The sequence below is a fragment of the Spirochaeta isovalerica genome (genome assembly GCF_014207565.1).
GTDB lineage: Bacteria > Spirochaetota > Spirochaetia > DSM-2461 > DSM-2461 > Spirochaeta_F > Spirochaeta_F isovalerica.
Map to the genome: position 1 here is coordinate 350,056 of NZ_JACHGJ010000002.1, position 18,935 is coordinate 368,990.

The 18,935-nt window shown below is 46.7% G+C and carries 16 protein-coding genes; 12 read left to right on the forward strand and 4 right to left on the reverse strand.

All coding sequences use genetic code 11. From position 1 onward, the window contains the following. Positions 1–24 precede the first annotated feature (24 nt). The 3 genes from HNR50_RS06495 to fliM are packed head-to-tail and all read left to right on the forward strand — an operon-like array spanning position 25 to position 2,362. Positions 25–279: a FliM/FliN family flagellar motor C-terminal domain-containing protein gene (locus HNR50_RS06495; RefSeq protein ID WP_184745081.1), complete on the forward strand. Its 255-nt coding sequence runs from the start codon at positions 25–27 to the stop codon at positions 277–279. Continuing rightward, the gene (locus HNR50_RS06500; protein ID WP_184745082.1) at positions 280–516 is read left to right on the forward strand and encodes a FliM/FliN family flagellar motor switch protein; all 237 of its coding nucleotides are present in this window, start codon (positions 280–282) and stop codon (positions 514–516) included. A gap of 4 nt (positions 517–520) precedes the next feature. Next, positions 521–2,362: a flagellar motor switch protein FliM gene (gene fliM, locus HNR50_RS06505; protein WP_184745083.1), complete on the forward strand. Its 1,842-nt coding sequence runs from the start codon at positions 521–523 to the stop codon at positions 2,360–2,362. On the opposite strand, the gene HNR50_RS06510 is transcribed toward fliM, so the two are convergent. From HNR50_RS06510 to argA, 3 genes are all read right to left on the reverse strand, one after another. Beyond that, positions 2,359–3,252 (reverse strand): alpha/beta hydrolase, encoded by an 894-nt coding sequence (locus tag HNR50_RS06510; RefSeq protein ID WP_184745084.1) that lies wholly within the window; start codon positions 3,250–3,252, stop codon positions 2,359–2,361. The two genes, fliM and HNR50_RS06510, sit on opposite strands and share 4 nt — an antisense overlap. Before the next feature lie 35 nt (positions 3,253–3,287). Further along, the gene (locus tag HNR50_RS06515) at positions 3,288–5,852 is read right to left on the reverse strand and encodes an EAL domain-containing protein (protein ID WP_184745085.1); all 2,565 of its coding nucleotides are present in this window, start codon (positions 5,850–5,852) and stop codon (positions 3,288–3,290) included. 62 nt (positions 5,853–5,914) lie between these two features. After that, complete coding sequence (gene argA, locus HNR50_RS06520) at positions 5,915–7,237, reverse strand: amino-acid N-acetyltransferase (RefSeq protein WP_184745086.1); 1,323 nt, start codon at positions 7,235–7,237, stop codon at positions 5,915–5,917. Between the two features lie 69 nt (positions 7,238–7,306). Here argA and HNR50_RS06525 point away from each other — a divergent pair, with 69 nt between their 5' ends. Genes HNR50_RS06525 through HNR50_RS06540 form a run of 4 tightly spaced genes read left to right on the forward strand, consistent with a single transcriptional unit; the run spans position 7,307 to position 9,246 of the window. Next, positions 7,307–7,774: a hypothetical protein gene (locus HNR50_RS06525; protein ID WP_184745087.1), complete on the forward strand. Its 468-nt coding sequence runs from the start codon at positions 7,307–7,309 to the stop codon at positions 7,772–7,774. A 9-nt stretch (positions 7,775–7,783) separates the two neighbouring features. Beyond that, positions 7,784–8,161 (forward strand): NusG domain II-containing protein, encoded by a 378-nt coding sequence (locus HNR50_RS06530; RefSeq protein WP_184745088.1) that lies wholly within the window; start codon positions 7,784–7,786, stop codon positions 8,159–8,161. Continuing rightward, a complete protein-coding gene (locus tag HNR50_RS06535; RefSeq protein ID WP_184746300.1) occupies positions 8,145–8,672 on the forward strand; it encodes a Gx transporter family protein in 528 nt (175 codons plus the stop codon). The genes HNR50_RS06530 and HNR50_RS06535 overlap by 17 nt, the downstream gene beginning before the upstream one ends. Next, the gene (locus HNR50_RS06540; protein ID WP_184745089.1) at positions 8,665–9,246 is read left to right on the forward strand and encodes a hypothetical protein; all 582 of its coding nucleotides are present in this window, start codon (positions 8,665–8,667) and stop codon (positions 9,244–9,246) included. The genes HNR50_RS06535 and HNR50_RS06540 overlap by 8 nt, the downstream gene beginning before the upstream one ends. Here the strand turns inward: HNR50_RS06540 and HNR50_RS06545 are convergent. After that, on the reverse strand, positions 9,243–10,736 hold the full coding sequence (locus tag HNR50_RS06545; RefSeq protein ID WP_184745090.1) for a DUF4340 domain-containing protein: 1,494 nt from the start codon (positions 10,734–10,736) through the stop codon (positions 9,243–9,245). The two genes, HNR50_RS06540 and HNR50_RS06545, sit on opposite strands and share 4 nt — an antisense overlap. A gap of 127 nt (positions 10,737–10,863) precedes the next feature. Between HNR50_RS06545 and HNR50_RS06550 the strand changes: the two genes are divergently transcribed. The 5 genes from HNR50_RS06550 (at position 10,864) to HNR50_RS06570 (ending at position 18,917) form a co-directional block, all read left to right on the forward strand. Then, positions 10,864–12,309, forward strand: a complete 1,446-nt coding sequence (locus HNR50_RS06550) for an aminoacyl-histidine dipeptidase (protein WP_184745091.1) — start codon at positions 10,864–10,866, stop codon at positions 12,307–12,309. A 246-nt stretch (positions 12,310–12,555) separates the two neighbouring features. Further along, on the forward strand, positions 12,556–14,493 hold the full coding sequence (locus HNR50_RS06555; RefSeq protein ID WP_184745092.1) for an MASE3 domain-containing protein: 1,938 nt from the start codon (positions 12,556–12,558) through the stop codon (positions 14,491–14,493). Between the two features lie 127 nt (positions 14,494–14,620). Then, positions 14,621–15,865 (forward strand): efflux RND transporter periplasmic adaptor subunit, encoded by a 1,245-nt coding sequence (locus HNR50_RS06560; RefSeq protein WP_184745093.1) that lies wholly within the window; start codon positions 14,621–14,623, stop codon positions 15,863–15,865. Continuing rightward, positions 15,866–16,555, forward strand: a complete 690-nt coding sequence (locus HNR50_RS06565) for an ABC transporter ATP-binding protein (RefSeq protein WP_184745095.1) — start codon at positions 15,866–15,868, stop codon at positions 16,553–16,555. Continuing rightward, positions 16,548–18,917, forward strand: coding sequence for an ABC transporter permease (locus HNR50_RS06570; RefSeq protein ID WP_184745097.1), 2,370 nt, complete (start codon positions 16,548–16,550; stop codon positions 18,915–18,917). Before HNR50_RS06565 ends, HNR50_RS06570 begins: the two co-directional genes overlap by 8 nt. The last annotated feature ends 18 nt before the right edge of the window (positions 18,918–18,935 follow it).

Here is an 18,935-nt window from a genome sequence, read left to right on the forward strand (position 1 = left end):
TCAAAATGAGAAGGAGATGAGGAAATGAGAGATTTTTTAAAAACATCGCCAATAGCCGGAGAAGTGAGGCTTCCGGCCAATGTTGTGCTCCATCGGAAGAAAATGAGCGCCGAGGAGCTTCTTTCTCTTGAATCGAAGGGCGTCTTTTCTGTCGAGGAAAGAGGGGATGAAGAATACGAGCTTGAAGTGAACGGCTGTTCTATTGCCCATGGAACCATTGTAAAAAAACAGGGCGGTTACTTTTTTAAAGTAAAAGAGATGTACGGGGAGGAGAAATAAATGAAAGAGGGAAGAATTAATGATGTCAAAGTACCTGTCGAGGTTGTTTTAGGAGATACCGAACTGAAGCTTGAGGATTTTGCCTCTATGGGGCCGGGAACAATTATCGAACTTCATTCAATTGCCGGAGAACCTGTGGATCTCGTTGCTTCCGGTACAAAAATAGCTAAAGGCGAAGTTGTCGTAATCGATGAGTGCTTCGGAATCCGCGTAACAGAGATCTTGAAGAAGGGTTAAGGCTATGGAAGAAGAATTCAAAGTGGAAAACGTTCACGGAAGCGCCATAATGGCTTCGGCTCGCAAGGAAAACCGGGAGTACCGTGTCAAGAAATATGATTTTAAAAGACCTGATAAGTTCTCATTGGAGCAGATACGGACCCTTTCGATCGTTCATGAATCATTCTGCCGGTTGGTTACGGTCTCCCTTTCAGGAAAAATCAGGAAGAAAATCGACCTGTCGGTCGCGCAGGTCGATCAGCTGGCTTATTTTGAGTTTATAGACTCCATTCCCGATCCGACGGCCATAGCCGTTGTCAATATGCATCCTCTGAGAGGCAGCGCCATAATTCAGATTGATCCGGATATCTCTTTTCCCCTCTGTGATCTGCTTTTTGGTGGATCGGGAATGGAATCTGTGGAAAACAGAGAGCTGTCTCCCATGGAGCGTTCAGTCAGCAGCAGTATAGCAGATGTCTTATTGAAGGATCTGGCCGTTTCCTGGGAGCCGTTGATTCATTTAGAACCAGAAGTGGGGCAGATAGAGACCAATCCCCAAATGGCTATGATTGTCCCTCCTACGGAGATGGTCGTTCTGGTCAGCCTTAAAGTCGTGCTGGAAGGACATGAGGGCCGTATCAATTTCTGCATCCCCTTTCTGACAATTGAACCTCTCATTGAAAAACTGAGCGCACAATATTGGTTTTCCAGAGTGAGAAATGAGAGAGAGGATTGCGTTCCATCGGAAAATATCATTTCCCTGAAACTCGATTGCGAAGTCCTGACTGAAGCAGAAGATTTGAGCCTGAGGCAGATCGGACAGCTCAGAAAGGGAAGCCTTGTCAGGCTTCCGCTTTTCGGAGAAGGTCATTCTTATCTGAGAGCCGGCGGGGAAACTGTCATGGACCTTACCCATAAGAAAATTCGCAGCGCCATGAAATTCCAGGTTGCTGAAAGCCGGCTGAGAGACAGCGGCGTGGTTCCGGGCTTTCTAAATGTGAACCAGAAGGCGGACAGTTTCAATGAGGACAGCATTAAAAGCCTCGCAGAAGAGATGAAAAAGCTTTCGAGAACGCTGACCGAAAAGATTGATCGCCTCTCGCTGAATCAGGAACAGCTGAGCGATCAGGTCTTCTTCAGCACCGAAGGCGATCAGCCGGCGGCTCTTCAGAAAAGGGAACCTTTCGGGTTTATCGGATTACCCGATATCCCCTTGTTGTATGAGCTTCTCTCCGGAGAGAACAAACAGGCGGTCGCTCTGATTCTCTCCCGGCTCGATTCCGGCCTTGGAGCGGAGCTGCTCGGTCATTTTCCAAAAGAGCTGCAACCGGATATTATAAAAAGAATCGGTACGATGGACAGGGTGTCACCGGAAATCATTAATAAAGTGGAAAAGGTTCTGCTCGGCAGTTTTAACAAGATTGCCGAAAGCTCCGAACCGGATGTTAAAGGGGTGGAAAAAGTTACTCAGATTCTCAGTTTATCACCCCGTTCGGTTGAATCACACATCATCGGGAGCCTGGATAAGAGTGACAGCCATTTTTCCGAAGAGATTAAGAAGCGGATGTTTGTTTTTGAAGATATTGTTCTGCTTGATTCCCGGGCCGTCGCCAGACTGGCTCAGCGGGTCGACCTGAAGGATCTCTGCCTGGCAATGAAAATGGTTGCCGAAGATTCTGTCAGGGAGCATATTTTCACCTCTATACCCCCGGCTGAAGCTGATGAACTGAAAAAATGTCTTGAGGAAAAAGGACGGGTTCTGATTACGGAAGTCGATAAAGCCCAGCAGCGGATTGTCTCGGTCATCCGGCAGATGGAGGAGGAAGGGGAGATGCTCATCGGCCGGGCCGATGAGATGATCGATTAATTCAACCAGTCCAGAATGCGGGAGACCGCTTCGCTGGCTTCGGGGATGTAGGGGATGTTGAGCATCCAGACATGGAACATGTCGTCCCATTCCTCATAGGTGAGATCCAGTGAGGCCGCTTCAGCTTTTGATCGGAAATCGCGACAGTCGGGGAGAAGAAGATCCAGAGTCCCGATCATCAGCAGCGTCGGGGGAAGTCCCTCAAGACTGCCGAACAGAGGGGATATATAGGGATGCCTGGGGTCTTCTTTCCCTCTGTAGAATCCTGCCGCGTCAGCGAGTCCTGGGAGGGCCAGCATGTTGTCCAGCTCACTCTGCTTAGGTGTGTCTTCATTATCCATAGCTAAGTTGAGCCAGGGGCTGAGGAGAATCTGCCTGGACGGCAATGACTGATTGTCATCGCGAAGCTTCATTGAGAGCGCCAGGGCCAGACCGCCGCCGGCCGAGTCTCCCATCAGGATAATGTCATCTGAAACGGTATTTTCCAGAAGATGCCGATACGCAGAATAAACAGCGTTCAGAGCCGCCGGGTAGGGGTGTTCCGGTGCCTTCGGATAGTTGATCATAAGAATCCTGTAGTTTCCCGATAAGGCTATATGACTGAGAACTCTCCAGTGCAGCAGCGAGGGGCCGCTCACATAAGCGCCGCCGTGACAATAGAGAATGGTTTTCCCGTAGTCTTTCTTTTTGGGGTATATCCAGTGGCCCGAGAACTCTTCGGTCTCTATCTTTTCAATATGGCATCTCTTCCGGGCCAGCGGTCCCGGTTCGGGAAAATCATCTTTCCGCAGTTTCTCCAGTTTCAGCCCGTCGCTGAAAAGCCCGTGAATCATTTTCTTCAGAGATTTATTGATCATCCTGCTTTGAAAACTGGTAGTTTGATGTTTCATTTTATCTGATAATTTCCAATGTTTTGCCAATTATGTCAATTGTCTGACTGTTTAGGATCCTTTGACACCATAATCAGCCTGAGACTCCCGATATCAGTGGGACGGCTGATAAAATAACCTTGAGCTTCTGCACATCGGTTGTTTTTCAGAATCTCGATCTGGTCGCCTGTTTCGACTCCTTCCGCTACAACGTTGAGGTTCATAATGTCCGCCAGGGAGATTATCGTCCTGACAATACCCTGATCTTCCTCTTTGTTCTGCATCTGATCGATAAATGATTTGTCGATTTTTAAAGTGGAAAGGGGAAATTTCTGCAGGTAGGAAAGGGAGGAATAGCCAGTTCCGAAATCATCTACGGCGATACTGATTTTCATGGCGGTTAACTCGTTGAGAATCTTCATGGTACTGGCAATATCATTCATGGCTATGCTCTCAGTGATTTCAACTTCCAGCAATTCCGAGGGGAATGATGTCTCTTCCAGTATTGTCCTTATTTTCCCGACCAGACCGGGATCGGTAAACTGTACAGCCGAAAGATTGACCGCCAGTTTCAATGGTCTTTCCAGTGAAGCATTCAGCTCTGCTATATCGCTGCAGGCTTTTCTCAGAATGAATTCTCCCACGGATATAATCAGGCCCGACTCTTCGAGGATGGAAATAAACTCATCGGGGTACACGATTTCCGATTTATTCCTGTTCCAGCGAACCAGCGCTTCCACGCCTGTTATCCTGCTTTCATGGATGTGAAATTTGGGCTGGTAATAGACGAGGATTTCCTCATTTTCAAGAGCGGATCTCAGCATCGTTTCATTTTTATGGCGGAGTTTCAGTGCGCGGTCATCTTCCTCTCTATAAAAGGAGTAAGATCCTTTTCTGGCCTTTTTGGCCATATGCTGGGCCTGGTTTGCATTTCTGGGGATATCCTCGATCCTGCGACTGTCCGATGGGTATAGGGATATGCCCTGGGAGCAGGACGTGTACACTTTTCTCCCGGCTATAAAGAATGGTTTTTCCATTTCCAGTCTGATCTTTTCTATGATTCGTATGATGTCTTCCTGGGTGTTGATATCCGTTAGCAGCAGGGTAAACTCATCTCCTTCATAGCGTGAGACTGTATCAGAACGGCGGCACAGGGTTTTCAGTCTGTCCCCCACCATTTTTAACAGCTCATCACCGACCTGGTGACCATAAGAGCGGTTGATCTTTTTAAAATTGTCCAGACCGAGGCTGACGACGCAGACTATATTCCCCTCTCTGTCGGCATTCATTCCCGCAATGAGAAGTCTGTCGTAAAAGAGATTTTTGTTGGGCAGATCGGTTTGTCTGTCGTAATTGGACATATAATGCAATCTGTTCTCCAGGTCCCGGTTCTGAGTCAGGTCCTGGCAGACGAATGAGTAATTGAGAGGTTCTCCGTTTTTGTCGCGGATGAGCACAACGGATTTATGCTGGGGGAATATGACGCCGTTTTTCCTTCTATCCCAGGTTTCTCCTACCCATTTACCGGTTTTGTCGATGGTCTTCCGCATCTCTTCAAAAATTTCTATCCGCCCATCGGGAGAACTCAATTCAACAATGGATTTTCCTAAGACCTCTTTTCCGCTGTAACCGGATATCTTCTCGAAAGCTCTGTTCACCTTTGTTATAATCAGGTCTTTATCGGTGATGACGATTCCCTCAAGGCTGTTTTCCAGAATGGTGGAAGCCTGTTCCAGTTCGCTCGTTCTTTTCAGTATTGTTTTTTTGAGAATCCTTCTGTTGATGAGGAGAAAGGCTGTGGCTATTAAAACAGTAAGAATAACAGCAATTATTGAAGGTATGTACTTCTCCATGGGGTTTTCATGAGGACCGATCCATTTGCTGTACAGACTGTAATAGTAGGAATTCTGATCGTCTTTCAAATCGGATAGGCGCAGGGAAATCCTGTCGAGAAGAAGTTTATGGGGTCCTGTTATCGATGTTACGGGATATGCCGGTTCCGGGGAGAAGACCGTCGGTGTGATTTTAATGTCCTCCGCTCCGAGGAGGTAGGAATTGTAGATGACGCCGCCGTATATCTCATTGCTTTTGACATCATTTATCAGAGAGCTGAAACTGGTGTACTCGACAACAGTGAAAGGGATTTCCAGTGCGTCCATAAATGACTTGAAATTCTTTCCGATTTCATCGCCGACAACCATTCCGATTTTTTTATTTGTCAGAGATTGAATGCTTTCGTACTGTTCCTGACGATTAATAAACAGCTGTCCCCAGCCTCCGGAGATACTCTCCTTGCCGAAATAAAAGATTTTCTGACGGGATTCTGTTTTAAATAAGGCCCCGTATATATCGATTTCACCACTTTCCAGTTTGCTGAAAAGATCGCCGTAATCTGTCGGGACAAATTGATATTCGACATGAAATTCATTGAGAATTCGTGAGAAAAGTTCTACGAGAAAACCATCGGGTTCACCCGAATCGTTGATAAAGGATATGGGAGGTGTATCGGTGATAAATGCGAAATTTACTGATTGATCCCCTTCTCCGAAGAGGTTTTGGGCAAAAAAAGCCAGAGAAAATACGAATAATGAAATATTGAGTATTTTCGTTCTCTTGTTCATTAAATCCTTCACTATTAATAATAAAGGATATTTGAGTCAAATTTACAAATGAATTCAAGACATCAGATTGTTAAATCCATCATTAATATTCTTGAATTTCTTTTATTGTTGTAGTTTTTCTGTTTTTCCGGCGGCAGCTCTTCCCTGGATACGGTTCTGAAACCCAGAGAGAGGAACCAGTCAGCCGCTTCGGTTGTCAGCACGAAGATATGCCTGATCCCCTGCTCTCTGGCCCTTTCCAGAAAAAAAGAAACCAGCCTTCTCCCTATACCTAGGTGGCTGTAGGTAGAGTCGACAGTGATGGCGGCAATTTCTCCATATTCTTTTCCATAGGGGATGAGAGCGGCACATCCGTGTATGATGTTGTCCATGGAGTACACGGCATAATGCTTTTTCCAGGTCAGAAGATCTTCCTTTGTCCTTTTCACCAGTAGCCCTTTTTCAATCAGCGGCTGCATCAGGCTGAGAATAGCCGGAACGTCGTCGCTCTTCATGGGCCTAATGGATTCGTAAATGTTGGTGTGGATCATCGTTCCGCTTCCGAGGGATGAGAAAATCTCTTTCAGAACGACTCCTTCGATTCTTCCGTCCAGGATATGAACTCTGTCGACCCCTTTTTCACAGGCTTCTACGGAGCAGCTGATAATATTTCTATTGGGAACACCTTCGTTAAGATCGAGAAAATCCTTAGCAGCCCGCACATCCATTTTCGAGATGCGCCCTTCCCGGGACACATTGGTCGATCCCGCTGTTTTATAGGGAGGGGTCATGAGTATATCGTTTCCGGTAATATAAAAGAGCTTTCTCGCTTCCATTTCCGACGCCAGGGTGACGGCCAGATTGTCGGAGTTGACGTTGTAAGGTATACCTGTCGAATTCCAGCCGATAGAGGGGATAATGGGGATCAGGGCTTCATCGAGAAGCTTCTTGATTGTCACTGTATCGACTTTTTCCACTTTTCCCGTGTTGAGATAATCCAGACCGTCCTGAACGCCGAGCGCCCGGGCTTTCACCCAGTTCCCGATGACTGCGTTTTCTCCATAGGCTGAAAGAGCGGTCATGACTTTGTTCGCCGTATCGAAGGCTGCCATTTTTATAAAAGGAACGGCTTCGGGAGGTGTTATTCGTATTCCCTTATGGAACTCGCATTCTATTCCGTATCTGTGAAGGATTTCATTTATCCTCTCTTTGGCTCCGGCGATGAGAATAATACGGATTCCGTTTCCTTTGAGAAGAGAAATATCCCTGGCCAGAACGGGAAAAGCCGGTTCGTCGATGATGGCGCTGTCCAGTTTTATAACGAATGTCGATTTTTTAAACCGGTGCGTGTAGGCGAAAACTTCTCTGATTAAGGAGACCTGATCTTTAAAAGCGGGATTATCCATAGATTGATTTTAGAAGAAAGTGTGAAAAAAATCATCTACAAAAAAGTTAAAATCCTATAGACTGGATTTATGGATGAAGCAGCAGAGTTTAAAAAAGAGCGGGAAGAGATGTTCGGCGGTAAAATCCGGTTTATGTCTTATGCCCGTTATATCGGCGAAGCCGGAGGGGCGAGACCATTGAATATCGGAGGTCTCCTCTTTGTCATAAATGATACAATCCACTTCGAGGATTTTGAGAGCCAGAACGCTCTGATGTCCCTGATGGGCCAGAATAAAAAGTACAGCAAGACGGAATTTTCTCTTGAGCTTGATGATATTTCAGTCCTTAAGGAAATCCGGGAAAAGCATGCAAGCGAGTGCGTGTCCGGAATGCTGCCGGAGGATGAAATTCTGAATGCTCCCGGCGGATTGACCGGTCTGTTTTTCAAATCGGTTATACAGCTCCTGTTAAAAGGCAAACCGTCGATCTTCTTTGATTTTCTCGACAAAGAGGGATTCAAGAATCTGGTAAATGAGTATATGCTGCGCCCAGAATAGGCGTTTTAAATGAAGTTTATAAAATTGTTCAGACCTGCCGACTATCTCATTTTTATACTTAATATAGCGGCCATAGTTGTTTTTTCCCTAAGTGTATACGGAAAGGCCGGAGAGCCTTCCAATGTTCTTATCGAAGCTGGTGAAGATCAGTGGATCTATTCACTCGATGAAGACAGAATCGTACACATTCACGGAAATCAGGGAGATACGGTCATCGAAATCAAAGACGGGAAAGCCCATATCGCCGATTCTCCCTGTCCCGACAAACTGTGCGTGCAAATGGGTTGGCTTGAGAATCCTAATGACTGGGCAGCCTGCCTTCCCAACGGCGTATTTGTAACCTTACAGGGAGAAAGCGATAGTGAAATCGATGCAATCAGTCAGTAAAGAATCTCATATGGTCGCCATGCTGGCGGCTTTCTGTATGTTTTTTTCCATGATCGAGTACCTGATTCCCAAGCCTCTTCCCTTTATGCGACTCGGGCTGGCCAATCTACCGATCCTGATAGCTCTTTTTCTTCTTCCGGACAGAAAAATCCTCCTTCTGATTTTTCTGAAAGTTCTGGGTCAGGGATTGGTGAACGGAACCCTTTTCTCCTATATTTTTCTCTTTTCCGCAGCGGGATCTTTCAGCAGCGGTCTCGTTATGCTTCTGGTATACAAAGCCGGCGGTAAAAGAATTTCTCTTATAGGAATCTGTCTGGCGGGAGCACTTGTCAGCAATATGGTTCAGCTGGTTCTGGCCCGCTTTTTTATTTTCGGTCGGTCGGCTTTTATTATCGGCCCTCCTTTCCTGATAATCGGAACCGTCAGTGCCCTTATTCTGGGTATTTTCGCCGAACGGTTTAAAGACCGGTCAAGATGGTTTGCCGACCAGATGGGAGCTCTGGATGAATAAGCCGAAATTCTTTTTATGGGCGGGTATGGCGGCGGCGCCGGCGTTTCTCTTTCAAAGCGATCCGCTTTTCCGGTGGATACAGGTCTTTCTTTTTATCTCGGCGTCTATCATTTCCGGAAAGAAGTTCAGGCTGCTTCCCAATCTTCTCATGTCCGCCGGAATCATCTTCGCCAATCTGATCACGCCCAACGGGAAAGTCCTGCTGTCCATCTCCGGTTTGTCCGTCACTCAGGGGGCTCTTATAAACGGAATCTCCCGGGCCGGACTTCTGATCGGCATGATTTATCTATCAAGGTTTTCGGTGAGGAAAAATCTCCAGATCCCCGGCCGCACAGGCAGTCTTCTCTCCCTTGTCTTTTTCTATTTTGACAGAATCATTGAAGGGGAGAGAGTGACCCGGGGAAATTTCATAGAAAAGATCGATGAAAAGCTGATGGCCGTTCAGAACATCTCTGTGGAGAACCTTTCCCTCGAAACAGACAGTGCAAAGGTCTCTCCGGGGACGAAACTGATTGTTCCGACCCTGGTTTTCATCCTGAGCTGGACGCTTTTTGTCATACCCTTTGTTGTCTAGAAACCGTAGATCCGGTCTGCCGCAGCGGTAACTTTGTCCACCATGGCCGCTACCTGATCCCGGTCAATGAGGAACAGAGGCGGATAATCTCCGTATTGAGTGACGGCATAATTCTTTGCGTCATAGGGATGAAACGTCGTTTCGGCCCATAGGGAACCGCCGTCTTTCAGTTTCCAGGAAATCGTCAGATCGGCGGCGGCCTTTGATACCGGAGCCTCTATTTCTCCTGTCAGGTGCAGAGATCTTACGGTCTGATAAATTTCCAGAAAATCCCTTTCGCTGATCTCCATTCCGTTGAGAGTGTAAGCTTTTGCTCCTCCGCTTTTATCGATGCCGACCATAAGCGCCAGTTCAGGAGTGATAATATTGATCGTATCTATCTTCTCAAGATCGATTGGCCTCACCTGTCTGTCCGCCAGAGAGAAGGGAGATATATCCATGAAATCCAGATCTCCGGTATTTAGAGTGAAAAGCTGATCTTCTGTTCCCAGTTTCGCATAAACTCTCTTTTCTCCTGCCGGTTTACCCAAATGAAGAATCAGAGCTTCGCCGGTTCTGTCGGTAAGCGAGAAATCCGCTTTCTCCGTATTTATTCCATAATCGGACGGTCGGCCCTGATCAATAAAACCGGAAATCATGAGAGGCCGGCCCAGGCTGTTCAGAAATAGGGTGAAGCTGTCCTCATCGACAGGAATTAGCCTGCTGTAGGGGGCGTCCAGCATATGATCAAAATCATCCGGTGCGAACTGATCAAATCGTTTATAGGGGATAAGGGAGAGGTGAGAGGGGCCTTCAATGGTAAGAGTCGATATGTTTCTCAAATCAGGCATGGGCAGTTTTCTGTCTCTCAGGTCGTCGGCTTCTATTTTTAGAGAAGAACCGAGTGATCTTTTCACGAGATAGATTTCCTCCGATCCGTCAACAGAAAGAAAATACCCCTCTTCTTCCGTGCTGTAGGAACCCGGGTAGATGGTTTGAATTTGCTTCCCGTCGCTGATGGTTATGGACCTGGAACCGGGATCGATACCTTTCTCATCACCGGTCTCAAGAGAGTCGCTGACGGTCTTAAGTGAATCAATGCGGCTCAGTTCCTTTATAACCGGCAGAATCTTTTCGGGGTCGAAGCGGCTGAGAGATCCCTTTGCCGCGGTCCATATTCCATTCTCTTTAAGAAAGCTGAAAGTCCGTCCCTTGTCGACAAGCGTAAAGGAATTCAGGGTCTCTGAGGGTATATTGAAGAGAGTTTTCGGTCCCTTATCTGTGATGGTTTCCGCAGGAGCTTTCTCTTGTGGAATGTCAGCTGGTTTCTCAGCCGGCGTTTCCGCCGGTGCTTCCGGCGCAACCTTTTCGGGAGCGTCCGCCGGCTTCTCCGCGACCGGTTGCTCCCTTACCGTTTCCGGGATGTTCTTGTCCCTGACGGTTACATAGAAAACCGCGGCAACTGAGGCTATAAAAAATAATGCTATCAGATAAATCGAGCGTTTATTCAAGTAATCATCCTTTCTTCAGTTCTATACGAGCTGACAATATATCGCGAAAATGGACGGTCGACCGGACTGCCAAAGAATTGTATAATATTTTTCAGGTATTTAAAAAGGATTTAAAAGGAGTGTCAATATGACTGAAGCTGTACAGAGAATACTCGATATATTTGAAGAACTGAACAAAGTTCCCCGCCAATCGGAACAGGAAGAAAAAATCCATAAATGGCTTATGGAATGGGCCGAGGACAACGGTTTCGCCTGCTCCACCGATGAAGCCTTGAACATCAATATCAAAGTTCCCGCCACGCCCGGTTTTGAAAAAGCTCCGGGACTGGTCATACAGGGACATATGGATATGGTCTGCGAAAAAGTTGACGGTTCGGACCACGACTTTTCAAAGGATCCCATCAAGCACGTCATAGACGGTGAGTGGCTGACCGCGGAAGACACCAGCCTGGGGGCGGATAACGGCATCGCCATCGCCATGGCCTTCGCGGCCGCACTGGATAAAGACCTGGAACATCCCGCTTTTGAAATTCTCATTACCACTGCTGAGGAGACGGGACTCTACGGGGCCAATGCCTTGAAGCCGGGATTCGTGGAAGGTAAAATCCTTCTTAACCTGGATTCGGAAGATGAAGGCATTTTCACGGTCGGCTGCGCAGGGGGAAATAACACGATCATACACTTGCCGGTGGAGTACAGGAATATTCCCGAAGGGCACAAGACGGTTCAAATGACTGTAACGGGACTCCTGGGAGGGCATTCCGGCGTGGATATCAATACGAACCGGGAGAGTTCCAATGTCCTTATTTCCCGTCTTGTCTCTCAGGTCCTCTCGCAAGTTGATGCCGGCCTGGTCGATATTTACGGAGGGACAGCCCATAACTCGATAGCCCGCACATCTGATGCGGTTCTGGCCGTAAAAGTTGCTGATCTGGATAAGCTGGAAACAGTTGTCCGTGAAGTGGAAGCCCGGTTCAAAGTGGAAAACTCCCTTGTCGATAAAGGGCTGGAAATCAAAACAGCCACGCCGTCCGTAACATACAGCAGAATGCTCACCGCTGAGTCTCAGGCAAAAACCGTAAATCTTCTCCTTTCCATGCCTCACGGCGTTCAGAGAATGTCCGCCGCCATAGAGGGGCTCGTTCAGACTTCAAACAATCTGGCTATCATGAAGCTGGAAGGGGATAACCTCTATGTGCTGCAGAGCCAGAGAAGCTCCGTTATGTCAGACCTGATGTATACGTCCCGGAAAATTGAAGCTATTGCCGGACTGGCCGGAGCCAGGGTGGAGATCGAGGAAAAATATCCCGCCTGGATGCCGGATATGGATTCGCCTCTCCTGCAGAAATGCCGCGAGGTATATATCAAAACCTTTGGGAAAGAACCGGTTATCGAAGCTATTCATGCGGGTCTAGAATGCGGCGTCATCGGGTCAATTTACGAAGGGATGGATATGATTTCCTTCGGTCCCGATATTCAGGATTGCCATTCTCCCGATGAGAAGCTGAGGATCCCCAGTCTGGAGTTGGTCTGGCTGTTCCTTACCGAACTCTTCAAATCCTACAGGAGCTGATTTAGGAACAGATTCTCCGTCTTCAACAGAAAAAGTTTTCTTTACATACAGGAGTATGCTCAGGGACCTTTTTCTGTTGATGTTTTCATTCTTCACAAAATCTTGAGCTCCGGGGGCCAGGCCCGGTAAGGTTCTTCACTCGATTGTTGTTATTCCTGTTTCAGTGTCGGATAATGGAATTAAAGAAATATGAGAAGTGCGGTTAAAAGGCACACCGGGTATGCCTCTCTTGTTTATATTCTTGTTTTGCTTGGTCTGACCGGTTTGCTGAGATTTTATAGTTTTCTACTCTTTCATTCCGTTGTCGAATTTATCAGTATACTTATTGCTTTTTCTATTTTTATTATCGCCTGGAACACGAGAGGTATAGCTTATTCGGGGTACCTGGTGTTTCTGGGGATCGCCTATCTTTTTATCGGTTCGCTGGATCTGCTTCACACTCTTGCCTACAAAGGCATGAATGTGTTCCCCGGATATGATTCGGATCTCCCGACGCAGTTGTGGATTGCCGCCCGGTATACGGAGAGCCTGTCCATGCTGATTTCCCCTTTGTTTATAAGCAGAAAGAATCGTGAATATCCTGTGCTATTTGCCTTTTCGCTATTCTTTATCTTCGTGCTTCTGTCTCTATTTCGGTGGGATCTTTTTCCTGCCTGTTATATAGAAGGGGTGGGGCTGACGTATTTTAAAAAAGTCAGCGAATATGTTATTTCGCTGATTCTTGTTCTGGCTGTCCTATCTCTCTCTTTGAAAAGGCATCTCCTGAAAAAAGAGGTGTATGTCTCCATTGTCATGTCATTGCTCCTTTCTATTCTCAGTGAAATCATGTTTACCTTCTATATTGGTGTTTACGACATTTCCAATCTTATCGGACACATATTCAAACTTATTTCCGTCTATTTCCTGTACAAGGCCATGATCGTGATGACCCTGACCGATCCTCTTGAGACTCTTTTTGCGGAAATCCATAAAAGGGAGAAAAACTTCAGAGAGCTTATTGAACTTTCACCTGTTCCCATGTTGGTTGTCAGTGCAGAAGATAAGAACGTCGAAGTGCTGAACAGAAAATTCACCGAGATTTTCGGATATTCAGAAAAGGATCTGGTGACCCTTGATCAATGGTGGGAAGCTCTCTGCCCCGATCGGGAATACCGGGAGAGAGTGAGAGAAGCCATACTTGAAGAAGCCGCTCTTGCCAGGGAGGACGGTCGCGATACTCCGGTCCGGGAACTTCTTATGACCGGGAAAAACGGCGTAATCCATCACTGTAATTTCTATATCGTTTTTCTGGGCAGCTATTCCCTGAGCATCTTTCACGACATTACAGATAGAAAAAGGCTGGAACAGGAGCGCAGAGCTTTAAGTGATATTTATGTCAAGAATGACAAAATGATGGCTTTGGGACGCCTGGCAGCAGGAACGGCCCATGAAATCAACAATCCCCTTGCCGGGATGATGCAGAGCATTTATGTTCTGAACAGCAGGCTGATGTGCTATACCGATAATGTGTCAAATCACAAAGCTGCAGAGGAATCGGGTACAGACTGCACAGTCATCAGACAGTACATGGAAAAAAGAGGCATTTCCAGTCTGATAGATAATATTACGTCAGGGGGACTGCGCATTTCCAACATTGTGGAGAATCTGCATTATTTTGCCAGAGATGAAAAAGGTGATCGATCCTGGGAAGAACCTCATGAATTGCTGGAAAATGCTATCAGGATTGCCGATACGGATCCTGATTTCCAGAAGATACGAAAGAATATTCAAATAGAGGACAATCTGCCGGATCTGTTCTGTGTCCGGGACAGGATTCAGCAGGTCCTCCTCAATATTTTCCGGAACGGAACACAGGCTATGACAGAGAATATTACAGAGGATCCGGTCTTCGATATAAATATGAAATCATCAAAGGATAAAAGACATCTAATCCTTTCAATCGGCGACAATGGTCCCGGTATGGCATATGAAGTCAAGAGAATGATATTTGAGCCTTTCTATACAACCAGGGAAGTCGGAGCCGGTACAGGTCTCGGTTTAAGTGTCAGTTATTTCATTATCAACGAAGGGCATAAAGGGACAATCAGCGTCGATTCCTATCCGGGTAGAGGCGCCCACTTTATCATAACCCTGCCTTTTGACGGGGAAGAAGGGCTTCTCTCTATCAAATCCGCACAAAACTGAAATGTCTATGACTGTTTCATTCTGAGACATATGTTTCACAATTATACAGCTCCTGCTCTCTAAAACATCGATATAACACCTTGCCTCACTATGGCACGATTGTTGCAATTGTTTCAGGGGAGGAACGATGGATCGTGCAATCAGAAAAAAGAAATTCACTGCCGGAAAGATTTTCCTTCTGTTCCTTGCTCTTGTCTTAACCGTTTTTCTGGGGAAGTTCCTCTTTTCGAGAGAGTTTTACCGGACCGGACGTGCTAAGTTATCGCGCATTACGATTTCTACGGTGAGCGAGGAAAATATATCCCGTGAAATCCGGAGTCTCGGCACAGTCGAACCGGAATCCCGGGTGGTTATAGAAGCTGATGAGGGAGGAAAAGTTGATGCCATATTTCAGGCTTCCGGAGTCTCAGTCAGCAAAGGCACCCCGATTCTCCGTCTGAAAAATGAAGTTCTGGAGCAGGAGCTGGAAAAGCTTATCCAGTCCCGTGAAGAGGAGAAACTGATTCTGGCGCTGAGCAGTGAGGAATTCAAAAGACGGGAACTGGAATTCCGGCAACGGCTTCTGGAAATTGATTTCATTCTGGCCGGTCTGGTGACGCAAGTCGAAATAGATACCCGGCTCTATGAGTCGGGGGGGATTGCCAGAGAAAAGCTGTCGGCCAGCCGGGTGGAACTGGATTTCAGAAATAGAAAAAAGGAGTTATTTATTTCTGTATGGGAGAGTGAAAAGACTATTGCGGCCCTTAAGGAAGAGCTGCAGAAAAGAAAGCTGCAAAGCATAGAAAACAGTTTGACACAAATCCGCCGCAGGATAGAGCGGTTGACTGTATGTTCGCCCGTATCCGGGATTCTCAATCTTGAAGATTTGTTCGTCGGCCGGAACATCAATACGGGGGAGGCAATCGGCGCAATCGATAAAGAGGGGGATTTCAAAATGACTGCTTATGTCGACGAGTTTTATCTCCCGCTGATCAGCATCGGGGATAAGGCTTCTTTTTCCGATGGGGATGCCGAATTGTCATCCATATCTCCCGTCGTACGGGACGGGAGAATCAGACTCGATTTTTTTCTGCTCCCCCCGCTTCCGGGAAATCTTATCAGCGGCCAGACTTTTACCCTTTCCATAAAGCACGGAGTTTCTCAAATGAAAATGATTGTTTCCGATGAAGGCTTTTACCGGGACACGGCAGGCTCATGGGTTTTCAAGCTTGTTGATGATCATACGGCTATGAAAACCGCGGTCGACACTGGTCTGAAAAACGGGAACCGGGTTGAAATTCTCTCGGGCCTGGAAAAAGGGGACAGAGTCATCGTCTCAAGTTATTCGGACTTTCTCGAATGCGATAAAATTATATTAAGCGGAGAAATATAAATGATTAAAATCGAAGGGCTGACAAAAATCTACAGAACCGACGAGGTGGAAAGCACTGTATTGGATCATCTTAATCTCACTGTGGAAAAAGGTGAATTCCTTTCGATCATGGGGCCGTCGGGCTGCGGCAAATCAACCCTTCTCAATATTCTGGGAATGCTCGATTCGCCGACAAGCGGATTGTACTTTTTTGATGGCGAAGAGGTATCGGGCTTCAGTGAAAAAAAACGGACAATCAAAAGAAAGGGGCAGATCGGCTTTATATTTCAGAGCTTCAATCTCATAGACGAACTGACTGTATACGAGAATATCGAGCTGCCTCTCATATATCTCAAAGTCGGAAAAAAAGAGCGCAGGGAGAGAGTGGAAAAGATGATGAAGACTTTTTCCATTGCAAACCGCCGGAATCATTTTCCCCAGCAGCTTTCGGGAGGCCAGCAGCAGAGGGTGGCTGTGGCGAGAGCTATTATAACCAGACCGAATATCATTCTCGCCGATGAGCCTACAGGCAACCTCGATTCCCGGCGGGGGAAAACGGTTATGAACTATCTTGTCCGGCTTCATAAAGCCGGAGCCACCATTATCATGGTGACCCATTCCAGGCAGTACGCCGAATACGCCGACAGGCGAATACGCCTTTTTGATGGAAAAATTATCTCCGAATCGGTTAAAGAGGCGCTTAATGTTTAAGAATTATCTGCTTCTGACTTTCAGGACCCTTTCGCGGCAGAAAGTTTCATCTTTTATTGCCATTGCCGGTTTGGCTCTGGGGATTACCTCGGTGCTTCTTCTCTTCGCCTTTATCGATTATCATCGTCATTTTGATGAATTTATACCAGAGGACAGCCAGATTAAAAGACTGGTCTGCCGGACGACGGATGTTTACGGAAGGGAACTAGTCGGAGGATTGCGTTCGGTCAATTATTACGTATCGGAAGTGATAAGGGAGAATGTTCCGGGGATTGGTGAATCTGTCCGGCTCGCTGTGAATGAAGGAGTCAGAATCAGGGATGGAGAAGATATCTTTTTTGAAATGGCTTATTGCGTCGATCCCGGCTTTTTCAATCTGATTCCTTTCGAAGTAGTAGCCGGAAGCAGAGATCTTTTTTTCTCAGAACCCGATTCCATAGTTCTTGAAGAGACGCTGGCAGAAAAGTATTTTCCCGGCGGTAATGCTCTGGGGAAAATGGTCAATCTTATCGACGGGCAGGGAAATCCCTTCAGGGTTACGGGAATCGTCCGTGTTCCATCGAATAGTCATCTGTATAATGCCAGATCCCAGGTTTTTGTCCCTTTGGATTTTTTTAGAAATATTATAAACAAATCATCTGACATCGGGTTCGATAGCCCTGACAGCCCTGTTAAACTATCTCTCTATTTCAAACCGGTTGCCGGTTTTAGCGAATCTATTCTTCAAAAAGAGATCAATGGAATAGTCAATCAGATTCCGGTAAACGAAAATATTACATCAATGGAGCTCTCCTTCGAAGATTTTAAGGATATCCATCTTTATTCCCGGGAGAATTCCGGCGATGTTCTCAATCCTCTCTATATGATTCTTTTTCTCGGTCTTCTCACTTCGCTACTGCTCATTATATCCATTATTAATACGGTTTCGATTCTCACGGCTCAGTCTCTGGCCCGGACAAGGGAAGTCGGGATCAGGCTGGTCATGGGAAGCCGGAGAATGGATCTTGCCGTACAGTTCTTTTCCGAATCGTTTATTCTGACTCTTTTTTCCCTGATTGTTTCCCTCGTTCTTCTGGAGCTGCTGCTGCCGTCGTTCTCCAATCTCGTTTCAGTTGATCTGGCTGTTTCCTACACCCCGGCTTTTTTTCTTTTCTGTCTGTTGCTGGTTCTCATTGTCGGTGCGGCGGCCGGAGCCTATCCTGTTCTGTTTCTTTCCTCTCTCGATCCTGTTGAGAGCCTGAAGGGGAAAAAGCTTCTGAAATTGGGGAAATCAAAGAAAATCCTTCTGGTCTCCCAGTTTCTCTTCGCTTCCATTGTTCTCCTCTGGTCTCTCGTATTCAATAACGAAATCCGCCGCATTCAAAATCTCGATCCGGGATTCGACAGCGAAAACCTCATCTCCATTTTCCCCGGATGGGACCTCGACATGGAGCCGGTTGAAAAACTGGAAGGTCTTAAAGGCGATCTGAAGCGAATTCCCGGTGTGGAAGAGGTCTCCTATACGGGATACGCGCCGTTTACAGGCGGTATGGGTGATGTGAATCTCTTTACTGATGAGGAAGGCGTTTCCCATTACGAGATCGTAACATTTATCGATCCCGATTACCTCAAAGCTATAGGGGTGGAAACTCTGGAAGGAGATTCTCAGAGAGAAGGCGCGGTTATCATGAAGAGCGCCAATGAATACAGAAAACTGAAACCGGGAGATCTTATTGAACTTGATTCGGTAAACTACAGGGTGTCGGCTGTGATTGAGGACTATTTCATCGACGGGCCGTATGGGGATATGCCGAAATTTCATGTGATTTCGAAAAACGGTCCTTTTTATTTTCAATTGATTAAGCTCAGTCATAATGTCGATATCGGGGAAATCCGGCAAGTGTGGAGAGAGTATTTTCCCGACAGGATTTTCGAGTATCATTACATGGACGAAAGCATTGAAGCGGGGATTGTTCTTCCCGTTGTCCGGACTCTGGAAAGGGTTATGAATCTGACAGTGGCCATTACGCTTTTTCTCTCGGCTCTGGGGCTTTTCGGTCTCATACTCCAGACACTGAAACAGAAGACGAAGGAGATCGGCATCAGAAAAGTTCTCGGCGCGGGGTTCTGGACTGTGATAACTCAGGTTTTGAGAGAGATTCTGATTCTCATCGCCTCGGGAGTCTCCATAGGCATAGTTCTGGGAATGGTGTCTATTAATCCGCTGGTAGGAAGCCTGGGATATCCCTTTCCTGTCCATAACCTTTTCCTGCTGTCTCTCCTTTCTGCTCTTCTTATTGTAATGGCGGGAATGCTGTTTATCGGAACGATTGTTTTCAAGGCGGCCGGGGCCAATCCCGCGGAAGCTTTGCGCTATGAGTAAATGTGAATTAGTATAATG

What these genes read in the sequence shown, in the direction of transcription:
- HNR50_RS06495 (WP_184745081.1), top strand. Translation starts at nt 25, where the DNA reads ATGAGAGATTTTTTAAAAACATCGCCAATAGCCGGAGAAGTGAGGCTT.
- HNR50_RS06500 (WP_184745082.1), top strand. Translation starts at nt 280, where the DNA reads ATGAAAGAGGGAAGAATTAATGATGTCAAAGTACCTGTCGAGGTTGTT.
- fliM (WP_184745083.1), top strand. Translation starts at nt 521, where the DNA reads ATGGAAGAAGAATTCAAAGTGGAAAACGTTCACGGAAGCGCCATAATG.
- HNR50_RS06510 (WP_184745084.1), bottom strand. Translation starts at nt 3,252, where the DNA reads ATGAAACATCAAACTACCAGTTTTCAAAGCAGGATGATCAATAAATCT.
- HNR50_RS06515 (WP_184745085.1), bottom strand. Translation starts at nt 5,852, where the DNA reads ATGAACAAGAGAACGAAAATACTCAATATTTCATTATTCGTATTTTCT.
- argA (WP_184745086.1), bottom strand. Translation starts at nt 7,237, where the DNA reads ATGGATAATCCCGCTTTTAAAGATCAGGTCTCCTTAATCAGAGAAGTT.
- HNR50_RS06525 (WP_184745087.1), top strand. Translation starts at nt 7,307, where the DNA reads ATGGATGAAGCAGCAGAGTTTAAAAAAGAGCGGGAAGAGATGTTCGGC.
- HNR50_RS06530 (WP_184745088.1), top strand. Translation starts at nt 7,784, where the DNA reads ATGAAGTTTATAAAATTGTTCAGACCTGCCGACTATCTCATTTTTATA.
- HNR50_RS06535 (WP_184746300.1), top strand. Translation starts at nt 8,145, where the DNA reads ATGCAATCAGTCAGTAAAGAATCTCATATGGTCGCCATGCTGGCGGCT.
- HNR50_RS06540 (WP_184745089.1), top strand. Translation starts at nt 8,665, where the DNA reads ATGAATAAGCCGAAATTCTTTTTATGGGCGGGTATGGCGGCGGCGCCG.
- HNR50_RS06550 (WP_184745091.1), top strand. Translation starts at nt 10,864, where the DNA reads ATGACTGAAGCTGTACAGAGAATACTCGATATATTTGAAGAACTGAAC.
- HNR50_RS06560 (WP_184745093.1), top strand. Translation starts at nt 14,621, where the DNA reads ATGGATCGTGCAATCAGAAAAAAGAAATTCACTGCCGGAAAGATTTTC.
- HNR50_RS06565 (WP_184745095.1), top strand. Translation starts at nt 15,866, where the DNA reads ATGATTAAAATCGAAGGGCTGACAAAAATCTACAGAACCGACGAGGTG.
- HNR50_RS06570 (WP_184745097.1), top strand. Translation starts at nt 16,548, where the DNA reads ATGTTTAAGAATTATCTGCTTCTGACTTTCAGGACCCTTTCGCGGCAG.